General features: G+C 61.7%; 1 protein-coding gene. It reads right to left on the bottom strand.

Going from position 1 to position 18,173, the window contains the following annotated elements:
- Positions 1-69: 69 nt before the first annotated feature.
- A complete protein-coding gene (locus HP459_RS00640; RefSeq protein WP_171935814.1) occupies positions 70-18,075 on the bottom strand; it encodes an Ig-like domain-containing protein in 18,006 nt (6,001 codons plus the stop codon).
- Positions 18,076-18,173 lie beyond the last annotated feature (98 nt).

Below are 18,173 nucleotides of genomic sequence, written 5' to 3'. Positions count from 1 at the left end.
ATAGAGGGTTATGGCTATTAATGTAAAGAAACGCAAAAAGCCGCGAGGATCGCTCCCCGCGGCGTTGTTTTACGCAATTAACAGTTGATGATTTGCCAGCAGCGTCGCCAGATCCGTCTGCACGCCGTTCAGCGTCACCAGGGTGGTTGGCGAGAACTGGCCGCCCGTCCCGTCGAGGTCAACCTGGATCTCGGTGTTGCTGCCGTTCTGCACCACGCGGATGTAGTCAGCAATGTTGCCCGCGCTACTGTCCAGCGTCGCCACGCCGTTCACGTAGCTCGCCGAGCCGGTGCCGGTATAGCCGCTGTCGGAAAGCAGGTCGCGCAGATCGATGCGGTCCGTGTCTGCCGTCCCTTCCCAGGTACCGACGGTAAAGCCGTTCACCACATCGCTACCGTTGCCGCCCGTCGCGTCAGACGCGTTGATCAGCTTATAGAGCAGCGTGTCCTGACCGCCGCTGCCGATGTTGAAGGTGTCGTTACCGCCGCGGCCTTCGAACTGGTTATCACCGCTGTTGCCGGTGATAACGTCGTCATGGTCGGAGCCGTTAATCCCTTCAATATTCAACAACCGTGTAGTACCGAACCCGGTGTCCTGCGCCGTTGAGAGGCGCAAATCAACAGTTATCCCAGAGGTGGCATTGCGGTAATCCACCACGTCCATGCCGCCGGTATTGCTCCAGGTGTCGTAGTCGGAATGGGTATTCCAGCCGCCGGAGCCGTTATAGGTATAGGTCCCATCCTCTGCGATAAAGGTGTCGTTATACCCGGTTCCGGTAATGGTTCCGCTGTGGCCGCCGGTGGCCGCTTCGGCGGTGAGAACATAACCCTCTTTGCCGTTGCTCGCGTCCAGGCCGGTCCAGGTGACGTTATCCGACACGCCGTTGGTGATCTTCACGATCTCCGCCGAGTAGGTTTCGTTCGGATCCAGCCCGTAGAAACTTACCTGCGCAGAGGTATCATTCGAGCCAATGCCGGACTGGGCGTTGATGATCTGCGAGGCCACCAGCACGCCCGCGGCGTTATACAGATTGACCGTGTTGCCATAGTAGGCGTTGATGCCTTCGCTATCGACAATGTGCAGATGCATCGCGGTACCGTCAGCGATCTCCGCATTGTTCTGCACCAGCACCACCTTGCCATTCTGCTGAGACACCAGCAGATCCTGCGCACCATCCCAGTTGTAGTCCACCGCGGCGACGCCGGTGACGTTAGCAAGCCCTGACGCCAGCTGGCTTGAAGTCCAGGTTGAGCCGTAGCCGTTGTTGGTGAACAAGGTTGCCGTCTGCGAGCCGCCGTAGGTGCTGAGCTTGATGATGTCCATCTGCCCATCGCCGTTCCAGTCCACCGCCACCGACAAATAGCCCGCCGTGGCGTTAGAGGCTTCCACCGCGCTCCTGGTGGTGGATAGCTGCCCGGTACCGTCGTTGTAGTAAATCACCCCGCCGTTGTTGTTGTAGCTGCTGCCCAGGTACAGGTCCATGTAGCCATCGCCGTTAAAGTCCGCCCACGTCATGGACGCCGCCGTGGTGGTATTCGAGGCGTTGGCCACAAACACGTTGGTCAGGTTCTGGCCAATGGAGAGCGTACCGTTCCCGTTGTTGTTTATCACGGTGAGCGAGTACGCCCCGCTGCGGTTGGTGTGCTGCACGATGTCCACGGTGCCGTCGTTGTTCAGGTCGACGCCGGAGATTTCACGTCCGGAATCGAACTGGCCGTAGAATCCACCTTCCCCGCCGGTGCCGTCCGGCGACAGAACGCCGTTGGTATTAACCAGGTAGGTCAGGGAGTCCATACCGGCATCTCCGTAGGCCAGATCCAGATAGCCATCCCCGGTTTTATCGTAGGCAATTACGCCGCCGTACCAGATAGTGGTCCCCATTGCCAGCTGGCTGGCGGTGTAACTGCTGCCATCGTAGGTCCACATCACCTGCGTAGAACCCGCGTAGGTGTTCTCAGTTGCGAAAATATCCTGGGTGCCGTTACGGTCAAAGTCGGCGGCGGTCTGACTCACCACGTAATAGCCACGGGTGTTGCTCAGCGTATTGCCGGCATAGGTCGAGCTATCGCTGCTGGAGTAAGACTGGCCGTTAGCAATGATATTCCACAGCCCGCTGCTATTGGTGCCCACCGTCATGGTCGAGTTGTTCGAGTTACCCGTCGTGGTCGCCCAGTCGGTATTCACCGAGGTGGTATCGATCACCAGGCTGCCGGTTGCCGTACCAGTGGTGTTACCGTTGCCCGCGCTACTCTTCACCTGCGCGGTTACGTCGTAGTTCGCCACGCTCAGGGCATCGCTGTCCGGGATCTGCAGATACCAGGTATTGTGATCCGGGTCGACTACCACCGCGCCGCCGGTCTGCGACGTATAGGTTTTCCCGTTCACCATCACCACCAGGTATTCCCCATTCACCAGGTCCGCAGACACCGTGCCATTAATAATCGGCGTGGTATCCGAGGTGGTCTGGGCAGTAATCGCCGCCGTGGTGGTCGGGATGCTGGTATCGACGTTCAGCACAAAGCCATCCGATTCCGTGTAGTTACCGGCTTTGTCGGTGACGCGCAGAATGTAAGTGTGATTCCCGTCGAGCAGGCCGTTGTCCTGATAGGACCAGCTTGCGCTGCCGTTCATTGTGACCTGACCCAACAAGATCCCGTCCCGGTAAAGCTGCACGATTTCGCCGTCTTCCGGAGCACTGTTAAGCGTACCGTTGATCAGCGGTGAGGTATCGTCCGTCGCGACTGATGCGCCGTACGTGCCCGTACGTTCACCTTCCCCGTCGGTATAGCTGACAACCGTTCCCACCGTTTCAGGCGGCGTGGTATCAACCGTTACCACCTGCGAAGTGGTTGAGCCGACGTTACCCGCCTGGTCGATGATCCGCACCTGCCAGGTGTAATCCCCGTCCGCCAGATCGCGGGTATCCGTATAGCTCCAGCGCTGGTTAGTGACGGCAGTGTCAATCCAGGTATTGCCGCCGTCGAGGCTGATCTGTACGCGCTCGTCGCTGGCCAGCGCGCTGCCCAACGAGCCGTTGATCGTCAGCGAGGTGTCCATGGTGATGAAATCACTCCCGGACTGCCCGGTATCTTCGCTGATGCTGTCAATGGTGATGCCGTACTGCGGCGCCTGGGTATCCACCGTCACGTCCTGCGAGGTGGTGGCCCCGACGTTGCCCGCCTGATCGACAACCCGCACCTGATAGCGGTAGTCGCCGTCGGCCAGGGTGCGCGCGTCGTTATAACTCCACCGGGTGCCGCTTACCGTGGCGTAAACCCAGGTAGTGCCGCCATCCATGCTCACCTGCACATACTCACCCGCCCCGAGTTCGGCCCCGAGCGTCCCGTTGAGCGTGTACGAGGTCGAACTGGTCAGGAAGTCGTTATTGTCGAAGCCGGTATCGACGGTGATGTTATCCACGGTCACCGTAATCGCCGCATCCGGCGCGACCGTATCGACCGTCACCTGCTGATGAGCGCTGGCACCCACGTTGCCCGCCGCATCCACTACGCGAACGTAGTAGTCATAGGTCTGGTTACCCAGCGTGCGGCCGTCCACGTAGTACCAACTGTTGCCGGTGACGATCACGTTCTGCCAGCTGACTCCGCCGTCGATGCTAATCTGGGCATATTCGCCGTCGGCCAGCGTTGCGCCGAGCGAGCCGTGCAGCGTCAGGGAGGTATCATTGGTGATAAAGTCGCTGCTGCTCAGGCCGGTATCGTCGCTGATGCTGTCGATAGCGATCGTTTTGCTGGCGTCCGGCGCGACGGTATCAATGGTCACCACCTGGCTGGTGGTGGCGCTGATATTCCCCGCGTCGTCAATCACCCGCAGCTGGTAGTTGTAGTCTCCGTCGGCCAGCGTGCGGCCATCAACGTAGGTCCAGCTCAGACCGCTGACGCTCACGTCAGTCCAGGTCGCGCCACCGTCCAGGCTGATCTGCGCGTGGTCGCCGCTGCCCAGGGCCGCGCCGAGCGTCCCTTTCAGGCTAATCTGGTTGTCGCTGGTAATGAAGTCGCTGTCGGACAGGCCGGAATCCTGCGAGACGGAATCCACGGTAATGCTCGTCGCCGCAGGCTTCGTCAGATCGATTACCACGTCCTGGCTGTCCGTTGCCCCAACGTTCCCCGCATTATCAATGACGCGCACCTGGTACGGGTACGTCCCGTCCGTCAGGGTACGCCCATCGGTGTAGCGCCAGGTGGTGCCGGTCACGGTCAGGTCAATCCAGGTTGAACCACCGTCGAGGCTGATCTGCGCCTTCTCGTTATTGCCGAGCTGCGCCGATAGCGAACCGTTCACCACCACCTGCTTATCGTTGGTGATGAAGTCACTCGCGCTCAGGCCGGTATCGTTTTGCAGGGAATCAATGCTGATCCCCATCGACGGTGCGGTGAGATCCACGGTGACGCTGTGATTATCGCTGGCGCTGTTGCCGATGGCGTTGCTCACCTGCGCATTGATCACGTACGAACCGCCGTCCGCCAGCGCGGTCACGTCTGCGCTGCCGACCGTATAGCTCCAGGCGCCGTCATTTTGAACGGTAGCCGTGTAGGTTTTACCGTTCAGCGTAATGGTCACCGTCTGGCCCGCAGGCGCGTCGGTGGTGCCGCTGACAATCAGCGGCGTGCCGTGCTCGGCGGCGTTGACGATATCGTCCTGGGCAAAGGTGTTGATGACGATGGTCGGCACGTCGCCGTTCAGCGTCACGTCGTGTGTTGCGCTGCCCGGGTTACCCGCCTTATCGCTCACCGTAGCCGTAATGGTGTAATCCCCATCGCTCAGGCCGAGGAAGTCGCGGCCCGGCACGAAGACCGACCACGAACCGTCTGCTCCAACGGTCGCCTGATAGCTGTGCCCGTTGAAGGAGACGGTCACCGTCTGGCCCTGCTCCGCGGTGGTGGTCCCGCTAATAGTCTGCCCCGCCAGCTGCTCGGCGTTGTTGACGATATCGTCATCGGCCACGGTGCTGATGGTGACGGCTGGTGCGACGGTATCGACCGTTAAGGTATGGGTCGTCTGGCCGCTGTTACCGGCTTTATCGTTGACCACGGCGGTCACCGTCAGCGCACCCTGGCTCAGTGCGACCAGGTCTGCCGCCGGAACGTCCAGCGTCCAGGTGCCATCGCTGCCGACAAGCGCAGTGTAGGTTTTTCCGCCCAGCGTGACGGTCACCGTCTGGCCTGCTTCCGCGCTGGAAGAGCCGTGTACGGTGAGCGGCTGCTGAGCTTCCGCCGCATTCAGCACGTCGTCGCCCGACAACGTGTTCACGCTAATCACCGGCGCGGTGGTGTCCACGCTGATGGTGTGCGTCGCCGAGGCGCTGTTCCCGGCGCTGTCCTGCGCCGAAACAGAAACCTGGTAGCTCGCGCCGTCGGCCAGGGTGCCCACGTCGGCGGCCGGTACAGTGGTTGTCCAGGAGCCATCGCTCTGGATAGTGGCCGTATAGCTCTTACCATTCAGGGTGATAGTGACCTGCGTACCGCTGGCGAACTGCGCGCTGGAGCCGTTGATGACCAGCGACGCCCCCGCTTCTGCCGCATTGATCACGTCATCGCCGCTGAGGGTGTTGACGGTCAGCGCGACCGATGCGGTATTTACCACCACGTCATGGGTCTGGGTGCTGCTGTTGCCCGCGCTGTCGGTGATTGTCGCGCTGAGGGTCACGGTGCCGTCGGTCAGGGCAGAAATGTCGCTGGCAGGAACGCCCACGCTCCATTTGCCACTGGCGTCAACGGTGGTGGTGTACTGATTCGAACCGATGGTGATAATCAGCTTATCGCCGACGCTGGCGCCGGTTGCGGTGCCGCTGACGATCTGCGCCTGCCCGTGCTCCACGCTGTTGATGACGTCATCGCCCGCCACAACGTTAAAGCTGACGGTCGGCGGTGTGGTATCAAGCGTAATCGCTTTACCCGCGCTGCCCGGGTTACCCGCGGCGTCACTCACGCTCACCTGCACGGTGTAGCCGTTATCCGCCAGGGCGGACAGGTCTGTGCCCGGCACGTTAACGCTCCAGACGCCGCCCTGCTGAACCTGCGCGGTGTAGCTGTTCCCGCCGAAGGTTACGGTTACCGTCTGACCGACTTCCGCCGTGGTGGTGCCGGAAATGGCCACGCCCGCAGCCGCTTCGCTGCCGTTGATCACGTTGTCGCCTGCGACCGTGTCAATCGTCACGGTTGGCGCGGTGGCATCTACACTGTATTCGCGGCCCGCCGAAGCGCTGTTGCCGTGCGCGTTGGTGATGCTCACCTGCACGCTGGCGTCGCCGTCTTTCAGACCCGCCAGATCCGAGGAAGGCACGCTCGCCGTCCAGTTGCCGTCGGCATCGACTTTGGCGGTGTAAGACTTGCCGCCAAAGGTGATGGTCACGGTCTGGTTCTCTTCCACATTGGATGTGCTGCCGGAAAGCACCAGATCCGCGCCTTTCTCCGCCGTATTAATCACGTCGTCGGTGGCGATGGCATCGATGCTGATTGCCACGGCTGCCAGATCGACGGTGACGTCGTGGCTGATGGAGACCGGATTGCCCGCCGCGCTCTGGCCCCCTACGGTGACGGTCATCGTGCCTGCGGCCAGAGCGCCCACGTCTGCCACCGGGATCGCCGCGGTCCAGGAGCCGTCTGCCAGTACCGACGCGGCATAGGTCTTGCCATTCAGGGTCACGGTGAGCGTAGTGCCCGCCGCCAGCCCATCGCTTGAGCCAGTGACGATAAGATTCTGACCATGCTCAATGCTGTTGATCACGTCATCGCCCGCCACGGTATCCACGCGCAGCCCCGGCAGGCTGGCGTCGATAGTGATATCGCGCTCGCCCGTTCCCGAATTGCCATGGTCATTAGTGACGGTCGCTGACACCGTTAAATCGCCGTTGCCCAGCGCCGTCAGAACCGACTCAGGCACGTTCACGGACCAGGTAAGATCGCTCTGCACCGTCGCGGTGTAGCTGTTGCCGCCGATGGTCACCGTCACGGTGTTGCCCGCCTCAGCGTTCGTTACCGTGCCGCTGAGGGTCTGCCCCGCAGCCACTTCCGCCGCGTTAATCACGTTGTCGCCCGCCACTGTGTTGATGGTGACGGTTGGCAGCGCGGTGTCGACAAGCAGGTTCGCGGTATTGCTCACGCTGTTGCCCACGCCGTTGGTGGCGGTCGCGCTCAGGGTGTAGTTGGCTTCGCCCAGGCTCGCCAGATCCGCCGCCGGAACGGTCAGGCTCCAGGTGCCGTCTGCCGCAGTTGTCGCCGTGTAGTTTTTACCGTTCAGAATTACGGTCACCACGGTGCCTTCCGCCAGGTTGGCGCTGGTGCCGCTGACGCTCAGGTCCTGCCCTTTTTCTACCGCGTTCAGTACGTTGTCATCGCTGATGGCGTTAAAGCTGACCGACGGCAGACCGGTATCGACGGTCACATTATGCGTGCCGCTGCCGGTGTTGCCCGCCGCGTCGGTGACAGACGCAGTGACGGTCACGGTGCCGTCGCTGAGGACTGAAATGACGCTGGCCGGAACGCCCACGCTCCAGTTACCCGCCGCGTCCAGCACGGTGGTATAAGTCTGGCCGCCAATCGTGACGGTGACCTTATCGCCCGCTGCCGCGCCGGTGGCGGAGCCGCTGACGATCTGCGCCTGATTGTGTTCAGCCGCGTTAATCACATCGTCACCTGCAACGGTGTGGATGGTCACTCCAGGAACGGTCACATCCACCGTCAGAGTGTGATCAACCGATGCCGGGTTACCCGCCTTGTCGCTGACTGAGGCAGTGACCGTCACGCTGCCGTCGGTTAATCCTGCCAGATCCGCCGCCGGAACGTTCAGCGTCCAGCTGCCGTTCGCGCTGACGGTTGTGGTGTAATCTTTGCCGTTCAGCGATACGGTCAGCGTCTGGCCCGCTTCGGCGGTGCTGGTGCCGGAGATTGCCAGGTCTGACTGCGCTTCCGTGGCGTTGAGGATATCGTCTGTGGCAATCGTGTTGATGGTCACGGACGGCGCGGTAGCATCCACGCTGTACTCGTGGCCCGCAGACGCGCTGTTGCCGTTCACGTTGGTGACGCTCACCTGCACGCTGGCGTCGCCATCCTTCAGGCCAGCCAGATCCGCTGACGGCACGGTGTAAGTCCAGTTGCCGCTGTCGTCCACGGTGGTGGTGTAGATCCTGCCGTTCAGACTGATGGTCACGGTCTGCCCGGCTTCCACGTTGGTGGTCGCACCGGACAGCACCAGATCCGCGCCCTTCTCCGCCGCGTTAATCACGTCGTCGGTGGCAAGCGCATTGATGCTGATGGCAACGGTAGCCAGATCCACGGTCACATCGTGGCTGATGGTGATCGGGTTACCCGCCGCGCTGTCGCCGGTAACGCTGATTTTCACGGTGCCTTCCGGCCACGCGCTCACGTCGGTGGACGGGATCGCCGCGCGCCAGGTGCCGTCTGCCAGCACCGTTGCCGCGTAATCTTTACCGTTGACGGTAACCGTCAGCGCCGTGCCCGGCGCCAGCCCGTCGCTGGAGCCTGAAACAATCAGGTTCTGCGCGTGCTCAATGGTGTTGATCACGTCATCACCCGCCACGGTATTCACGCGCAGGCCCGGCAGGTTAGCGTCGATAGCGATCTCGCGCTCGCCGGTCCCGGTGTTGCCGTGGCCGTTGGTGACGGTTGCCGTCACGCTCAGGCTGCCGTTGCCGAGTGCGGTCAGCACGTCAGACGGCACGTTGACGGACCAGGACAAATTGTTCTGCACCGTTGCGGTGTAGCTGTGGCCGCCGATAGTCACCGTCACGGTGTTGCCCGCTTCGGCATTCGCCACGGTGCCGCTCAGGGTCTGACCTGCCGCCACTTCCGCCGCGTTGATGACGTTGTCGCCCGCCACGGTGTTGATGGTGACGGTTGGCAGCGCGGTGTCCACCAGCAGGTTCGCGGTGTTGCTCACGCTGTTGCCCACGCCGTTGGTGGCGGTCGCGTTCAGGGTGTAACTGGCCTGACCGAGACCGGCCAGATCCGCCGCCGGAACCGTCAGGCTCCAGGTGCCGTCTGCCGCAGTTGTCGCCGTGTAGTTTTTACCGTTCAGAATTACGGTCACCAGGGTGCCTTCCGTCAGGTTGGCGCTGGTGCCGCTGACGCTCAGGTCCTGCCCTTTTTCAACGGCGTTCAGGACGTTGTCATCACTGATGGCGTTGAAGCTGACCGACGGCAGACCGGTATCGACGGTCACATTATGCGTGCCGCTGCCGGTGTTGCCCGCCGCGTCGGTGACAGACGCAGTGACGGTCACGGTGCCGTCGCTGAGGCCTGAAATCACATTTGCCGGAACGCCCACGCTCCAGTTACCCGCCGCGTCCAGCACGGTGGTGTAAGTCTGGCCGCCGATCGTGACGGTGACCTTATCGCCCGCCGCCGCGCCGGTGGCGGAGCCGCTGATAATCTGTGCCTGCTTGTGTTCAGCCACGTTAATCACGTCGTCGCCTGCCACGGTGTGGATGGTCACCGCAGGAACGGTCACATCCACCATCAGAGTGTGATCAACCGATGCCGGGTTACCCGCCTTGTCGCTGACTGAGGCAGTTACCGTCACGCTGCCGTCGGTTAATCCTGCCAGATCCGCCGCCGGAACGTTCAGCGTCCAGTTGCCGTCTGCGCTGACGGTTGTGGTGTAATCTTTGCCGTTCAGCGATACGGTCAGCGTCTGGCCTGCTTCGGCGGTGCTGGTGCCGGAAATTGCCAGGTCTGACTGCGCTTCTGAGGCGTTGAGGATATCATCTGTGGCAATCGTGTTGATGGTCACGGACGGCGCGGTAGCATCCACGCTGTACTCGCGACCCGCCGAGGCGCTGTTGCCGTTCACGTTGGTGACGCTTACCTGCACGCTGGCATCACCCTCTTTCAGACCGGTCAGATCCGAAGATGGCACAGTGGCGGTCCATTTACCCTCAGCGTCCACCGTGGCGGTGTAGTTCTTGCCGCCGAAGGCGATGGTGACGGTTTGATTTTCCTCCACGTTCGCAGTGGTGCCGGAGAGCACCAGATCCGCGCCCTTCTCGGCGGCGTTGATCACGTCATCGGAAGCGATGGCGTCAATGCTGATGGCGACGTTTGCCAGATCCACCGTCACATCATGGTTGATAGTCACCGGATTGCCCGCGCTGCTCTGGCCTTCAACGGTCAAGGTGACCGTGCCTGCGGCAAGGGCACTCACGTCCGCAGAAGGGATCGCCGCACTCCAGGTGCCGTCTGCCAGCACGGTAGCCGCATAGGTTTTACCGTTTACGGTGACGGTCAGCGCCGTACCCGCCGTCAGGCCGTCGCTTGAACCCGTGATAATCAGATTCTGCCCGTGTTCGATGCTGTTAATCACGTCATCGCCCGCCACGGTGTCCACGCGCAGGCCCGGCAGATTCGCGTCTATCACGATTTCGCGCTCGCCCGTTCCGCTATTGCCCACGCCGTTGGTGACGCTGGCTGACACGGTTAAATCGCCGTTGCCCAGTGCGGTCAGCACCGACTCCGGCACGCTCACGGACCAGGTGAGATCGCTCTGCACCGTTGCGGTGTAGCTGTTGCCGCCAATGGTCACGGTCACGGTGTTGCCTGCTTCGGCATTCACCACCTTACCGCTGATGGTCTGGCCGGTTGCCAGCTCCGCCGCGTTAATGACGTCGTCACCTGCCACGGTGTTGATAATCACGCCCGGCAGAACGGATTCCACGTTCACGGTGTGCGAGGTGCTGGTGCTGTTGCCGACGCTGTCCGTCGCGGAGGCCGACACGGTGTAAAGCGCTTCACCCAGTTGCCCCACCTCGCTCGCCGGAACGGTTGTAGTCCATTGGCCATTGGTAGCTACCGTGGCGCTGTACGCTTTGCCGTTGAGCATCACGGTCACCACCGCGCCCGCCGCCAGCCCGGAAGCCGTACCTGTGATGGTCAGATCCTGAGTTTTCTCGGTGTTGTTGATCACATCGTCACCGGACACGGTGTCAATGGTCAGCACCGGCGCGGTGAGGTTGACTTCAACCTCGTGCGTTGTGCTGTTGCTGTTTCCGGCTTTATCGGTCAGCGCCGCGGTGATGGTGTGATCCCCTGCGGTCAGAGCACTCACGTCCGCCGCAGGCACGCCCACGCTCCACCTGCCGGAAGTGTCCAGGGTCGCGGTGTAATCTTTGTTATTGATGGTGACGGTCACCACGTCGCCCGCCGCCGCACCGGTCACGGAACCGGTGACAATCAGCGCCTGCGCATGCTCGGCGCTGTTGATCACGTCGTCGTCGGAAACGGTGTTAATGGTCAGCTGTGGCACCGTGGTATCCACCAGCACATCGCGGTCCGCCGAGGCCGGGTTACCCGCTTTATCCGCGACGGCTGCCGTGATGGTGTAATCGCCGTCGGAAATCGCGCCGACATCCGCAGACGGTACGGTGACGCTCCAGCTGCCGTTCGCCTGTACGGTGGTGGTGTAGTCCACGCCGTTCAGCGTCACGGTCACGGTCTGGCCCGCTTCGGCGTTGGAGACACCGTTAACGACCAGATCCTGCTGCGCTTCGGCCGCGTTGATGATGTTGTTGTCGCTGACGATCTCGATGGACACCGTCGGCGCGGTGGCGTCCACGCTGTACTCGCGGCCCGCCGAGGCGCTGTTGCCGTTCACGTTGGTGACGCTGACCTGCACGCTGGCGTCGCCGTCTTTCAGGCTACCTAAATCGGCAGACGGTACGGTCGCCGTCCAGTTGCCGCTGGCATCCACCGTCGCGGTGTACAACTTGCCGCCGAAGGTGATGGTAACGGTCTGGTTTTCTTCCACGTTGGTGGTCGAGCCAGACAGCACCAGGTCCGCGCCTTTCTCAGCCGCGTTGATTACGTCGTCCGAGGCTATCGGGTTAATGCTGATGGCGACTGCCGCCAGATCCACTTTCACATCGTGGCTGATGGAAACCGGGTTACCCGCCGCGCTCTGGCCGTCAACGGTCACGGTGATCGTGCCTGCGCTCAGCGCGCCGACGTCCGCCGCCGGAATAGCCGCCGTCCAGGTGCCGTCCGCCAGCACGGTTGCCGCGTAGGTTTTGCCGTTGACGGTGACCGTCAGCGCCGATCCGCTCGCCAGCCCGTCGCTGGAGCCAGTGATAATCAGGTTTTGACCATGCTCGATGCTGTTGATCACATCGTCGCCTGCCACGGTATCCACGCGCAGGCCCGGCAGGCTGGCATCAATCGTGATGTCGCGTTCGCCGGTGCCGGTGTTGCCGTGGCCGTTGGTCACGCTCGCTGTTACGGTCAGATTGCCGTTACCGATAGCGGTTAAAACGTCAGACGGCACGTTAACCGACCAGCTCAGGTCGTCCTGAACCGTCGCGGTATAGGTGTTGCCCCCGATACCGATCGTGACAGTGTCACCGCTCGCCGCGCCGCTCACTTTCCCGCTCAGGGTTTGTCCGGAAGCCACTTCCGCCGCGTTAATCACGTCGTCGGTGGCAACTGCATTAATGGTGACCTGCGGCAGCGCGCTGTCGACCAGCACGCTATGGCTGGTGTTCGCGCTATTACCTGCGGTATCGGTCACGCTGGCCGTCACGCTGTAGCTCGCTTCGCCCAGTGCCGAGACGTTTACCGCCGGAACGGTGACGCTCCAGTTACCGCTGGCATCGGTGGTGGCGGCGTAACTGATACCGTTCAGGGTTACGGTGATGTGGGTCCCGTCCGGCTGGTTGCTGGTGCCGGAGATCAGCAGGTCCTGGCCTTTTTCGGTCGCGTTGATCACGTCGTCAACCGCCAGGGTGTTGATGGCAATCACCGGCGCGGTCAGGGAGACGTCAAACGCGTGCGTCGCGCTGGTGCTGTTGCCCGCGTTATCGGTGAGTGTGGCGGAGATCGTCTGATCGCCGTTAGCCAGCGCGCCCACGTCCGTTGCCGGAACGCCCACGCTCCAGTTACCGGCACCGTCCAGCATCGCGGTGTAGTCTTTGCCGTTCAGGGTCAGGGTAATCACATCCCCCGCCTGCGCGCCCGTCACCTTGCCGGTGACAATCAGCGCCTGGCCGTGCTCGGCAATATTAACAATGTCGTCGCCCGCCACGCTGTTGAAGGTAATCTGCGGCACGGTGGTGTCGACCAGCACGGACGCCCCCGCGCTGGCCGGGTTCCCGGCTTTATCGGACACGGTCGCCGTGACCGCCGCGCTACCGTCTGCGATCCCCGCCAGATCCGCCGCCGGTACATCCAGCGTCCAGCTGCCGTTTGCCTGCACCTGGGCGGTGTACTGATTGCCGTTGAAGGTCACGGTGACCGTCTGGCCTGCTTCGGCAGTAGACGTCCCGCTCAGGGTCAGGTCCTGCGCCGCCTCTGCCGCATTTAGCATGTTGTCGCCGCTGATGGTGTTGATGGTGACCGCTGGCGCGGCGGTATCGACGCTGAATGCCTGCGAGGAAGAGGCCGCGTTGCCGTTCATGTTGGTTACGCTAACCTGTACGCTGGCGTCGCCATCCTTCAGGCCGCTCAGATCGGCAGCCGGTACGGTGCAGGTCCAGTCGCCGTTGGCATCGACCATCGTGGTCCAGGTTTTACCCGCAAAGATAATGGTAACGGTCTGGCCCGCTTCAACGTTCGAGGAGGAGCCGGACAGCACCAGATCCTGGCCTTTCTCTGCCGCGTTCAGCACGTTGTCGTCCGTCACGCTGTTGATGCTTATCGCCACCGGGGCGAGATCGACATCCACCACGGTACCGATGTTCACCGGGTTGCCGGAGGTATCCTGCGCGCTGGCGCTGATGGTGAGCGACCCGTCCTCCCACCGGGAGACGTCCGCGGCCGGAACCGCAGCCTGCCAGGTGCCGTCCGCCAGTACCGAGGCGGAATAACTCTTGCCGTTGATGCTCAAGGTGACGGTGCTACCCGCCGCCAGGTCGGTGCTGGTGCCGGAGATAACCAGGTTCTGCGCGTGTTCAATAACGTTAATGACGTCGTCACCGGCGACGGTATCAATGCGCAGGCCGGGCAACTGGGCGTCAATGGTGACATCCAGGGAAGACGATCCGGTATTACCGTGCGCGTTCGTCACGCTGGCCGAGACGGTCAGGTCGCCGTTGCCGAGCGCGGTTAACTGACTCTGGGTTAACGGCAGGCTCCAGGTGAGATCGTCCTGTACGGTAGCCGTGTATGTCTGCCCGCCGATGATAATGGTGACGGTATCGCCCGATGCCGCGTTCGATACTTTCCCGGTCAGGGTTTGCCCTGCGGCCACTTCCGCCGCGTTAACGATATTGTCGCCCGCGACGTTGTTGAGGGTAACAACCGGCAGCGAGCTGTCCACCAGCACATCGTGCGTGGCAGAGGCGCTGTTGCCCACATTATCGGTGACGCTCGCCGTCACGGTGTAATTGGCTTCACCCAGCGCGCTCACCGCAGAGGCGGGTACGGTAACGCTCCAGTTGCCGCTGGCGTCGGTGGTGGCAGCGTAGTTGATACCGTTCAGATTAACGGTGATGGTGGTTCCTTCCGGCTGGTTGCTGGTACCGGAAAGCAGCAGATCTTCGCCCTTCTCTGCCGCATTGATCACGTCATCCGCTGCCAGCGTATTAATACCGATTACAGGCGTGACTGTATTGACCACCACATCCACTGAACTGCTGCCGGTGTTGCCGGACCGATCGGTCACGGAGACGTTAATGGTCCAGGTGCCGTCCGTCAGCCCCTGAACGACGGACGCAGGCAGGCCGAGGCTCCAGTTGCCCGCCGCATCCACCACGGTGGTGTAGTCCACGTTATTGATGGTGATGATGACCAAATCACCCGCCGCCGCGCCGGTGACGGAGCCGCTCAGGATCTGCGCCTGTGAATGGGCCAGCTGGTTAACGGTGTTGGTGTCGGTGACGAAATCGTTGATGGTCACCTGCGGCACGGTGGCATCCACCAGCCCAACGCGGTCCGCGCTGCTGCTGTTGCCCGCCACGTCACTGACGGTGGCCGTGACGGTGACATTGCCATCGGTCAGCGCGCCAACGTCGGCGGCAGGCACGTTCAACTGCCAGCGACCGTCCGCCTGGACCGTGGTCTGGTAAGATTTACCGTTCAGCGTCACGGTGACCGTCTGGCCCGCTTCAGCGGTTGTGCTGCCGCTGAGCACCAGATCCTGCTGCGCTTCTGCCGCATTAATGATGTTGTCGTCGGTCAGGTTATCAAGCGTAATGGCTGGCGGCTGTGTATCGACAATCACCACGCGTGAGGCGTCCGCGCTGTTGCCGTTGACGTTAGTCACGCTGACGCTCACCTGCGCCCGCCCGTCGATCAGCGTTTCCATCGCGCTCGCCGGAACGGTCAGGCGCCAGGAGCCGTCCTGCTGCACCTGTGCGGTAAAGGTTTGATCCGCGAATTTCACCACCACGGTTTGCCCGGCCTCTACGCCCTGCGTCTGACCGGAAAGCGTGACATCCGCGCCTTTTTCCGCCGCGTTGAGCCTATCGTCAGTGGTTACGGTATCGATGGTGACGGCCACCGCGTTCAGGTCAAGCTCGATCGGGTGTTCAGCCGCCACGGTGTTGCCCCAGGCATCTTCCGCACTGACGCTGACGGTCATGCCTCCCGCCGTCCATGCCTGCAGGTCCGCTGACGGCACGCCAATCTGCCAGCTGCCGCTGGCGTTAACCGTGGTGACGTATTCAACATTATTGATGGTGACGGTGATCTGTGTGCCTTCGGCCAGATGAGTGCTGGAGCCGGTCACGGCCAGATCCTGCTGCTGTTCAATGGCGTTAATCACGTCATCGCCAGAGATCGTGTTCACGCGCAGGCCCGGCAGTTCGGCGTTGATGTTGATATCACGTTCGCCGGTGCCGGTGTTGCCGTGCGCATTGGTGACAGAGGCGCTGAAGGTTAACTCGCCGTCGCCAAACGCCTGAAGGTCGGCCGATGGGATGGTCACGCTCCATTTCAGGTCGCTGCCAACCGTCGCGGTGTAGCTCTTGCCGCCCACGGTGACAGAGACGGTATCGCCCGCCGCCGCGCCGGTGACGCGTCCGCTGAGGGTTTGGTCAACCGCCGCTTCGGCGTTATTGACCAGGTTATCCCCGGCAAAGGTGTTGAGGATCACCTGCGGCAGCGCGGTATCGACCAGCAGATTCGCCTCGGCGGAGCCGCTGTTACCCACGCTGTCGGTGCCGCTGACGCTCACGGTGTAAAGGGTATTCGCCAGATCCAGCACGTCGGAAACCGGCACCTGAACGGACCAGCTACCGTTCTCAACGGTGGCCTGATAGTTAACGTTGTTCAATGTCACGGTGACAGCGCTGCCGTTCGGCAGATTACTGGTCCCGCTCAGGCTCAGAGGCTGCATGGCCTCCAGCGCATTCAGGACGTTATCCTGGCTGATGGGGTCAAGGGTAAATTCCGGCGGGTTGCCGCTGAGCGTAATGCCGTGCGTCGCGCTGCTGGTGTTGCCCGCCGCATCGGTCACGGAGACCGAAATGCTGTGGCTACCTTCACCCAGCGCGCCAATGACAGAGGCTGGCACGCCGACGCTCCAGCTGCCGTCCGCCTGGACGACACCGGTAAAGGTCTTGCCGCCAACGGTCACGGTGACAACGTCGCCCGCCGCCGCGCCGTTCGCCTGGCCGGAAATAATCTGAGCCTGCCCCTGCTCGCTGGTGTTCAGAATGTCGTCGCCCGCGACAGTGTAGATAGTGACCACTGGCGCTACGGTATCGACCGTGAAATCGGCGGTGGTGGAGGCCCCGTTACCCGCTTTGTCGCTGACGTTTGCCGTCAGGGTGTGCTCGCCGTTAGCCATCGCCTGTACTTCACTGGCCGAAAGCGTAACGGACCAGGTGCCGTCGCTGCCCACGGTCGCCGTGTGATTTTTGCCGTTCAGCGTGACCGTCACAATCTGGCCCGCTTCCGCATCGGTTTTTCCGGTCAGCGTCAGCGGCTGATTATGTTCAGCCGCGTTGATGATGTTGTCCTGGGCGATCGTGTCGACAGAAATCGCTGGCGCAGCGGTATCGACGCCAATCGTCTGGCTGCCGGTCACGGTGTTGCCCGCCGCGTCTTTGCCGCTGACGTTGACCGTCCAGGTACCATCGCCCAGCGCCTGCGCGTCAGCAGCAGGCACCTTCACGCTCCATGCGCCGTTTGCCCCCACTTCTGCGGAATAGGTTTTACCGTTCAGCGTGACGGTAAGCGCCGTTCCCTGCGCCAGGTTTTTGCTGGTGCCGGACAGCGTAAAGCCAGCGGCCTGCTCGCTGGCGTTGATCACGTTATCGCCCGCCGTGGTGGCGAGCGTCACGCTGGTATCCGCTGTAGAAACGGTTACGGTAATACTGCCCGCAGAGGTCGTTTTACTGCCGTCGATCTGGACGACGGACCAGGTATGTTCCCCCTCCGCCTGGGTCGGAAGTGTTACCGTCCAGGTGCCGTCCTTTGCGACCATGGTGCTGGCGATGGTGCTGCCGCTGCTGTCTTTAACCTGAATGGTCGCGCCCGGCTGCCCGGTACCGCTGAAGGTTGGGGTGTTATCATCCGTGACCTCTTTTGCACTCAGCACCCCCTGCTTGTCACCCGCGTTATCCGTCAGCAAAAATGTTGGCGTGGCGCTTTCGACTTCTTTTGTATTATCAATAACTTTTGTTTTGGTTTCGCCGTCACCGCCGTGAGCCAGCAGTGCGCCAATCGCACCGCCTCCCAACGCCGCTCCGGCAATCCAGCCCCACGGCGCATCGCTTAAGACGCTTCCCTGCTCCAGAAAAGGTTCAATGCTGCTAATGGGTGCAGCCTGGGCGGTTAATTCGGTGGCGGCAACGCCTGATGCTTCCCCGGCATCGGCAAATGAAATATGCGTCAACTCCTGGTTATCGTTAAATACCAGTTCGGAATGATTATGGGTTTCCGTGTCTTCGACAAAATAATTATTGCAGCGGATCACGCTGCCATCTTTCATATAAATGAGGAGGTCATTCCCCTGGCGGACATAACGCACCACGTCCTGAGCAGAACCCTGAATTTCAATCACGCTCGGCGATGAAATAGAGACCGAGAGATTCCCTTCACCGGTTAATTTCGTTTTTTCTGCCGTTTTTCGAATGATAACATCAACAACTTTTGCGTTACTCATATTCTTCTCCTTGCAGGTGCGCGTATTCCTGTGGTTATGTCCACCAGAGGGATGTAACTATCCCTGGGAAAAACCACCCATTATTGTCTGACTTATTT

The sequence above is a fragment of the Enterobacter sp. CM29 genome (assembly GCF_013179605.1).
Taxonomy (GTDB): Bacteria; Pseudomonadota; Gammaproteobacteria; order Enterobacterales; family Enterobacteriaceae; genus Enterobacter; species Enterobacter intestinihominis.
This window is presented reverse-complemented; position numbering and strand designations above follow the sequence as displayed.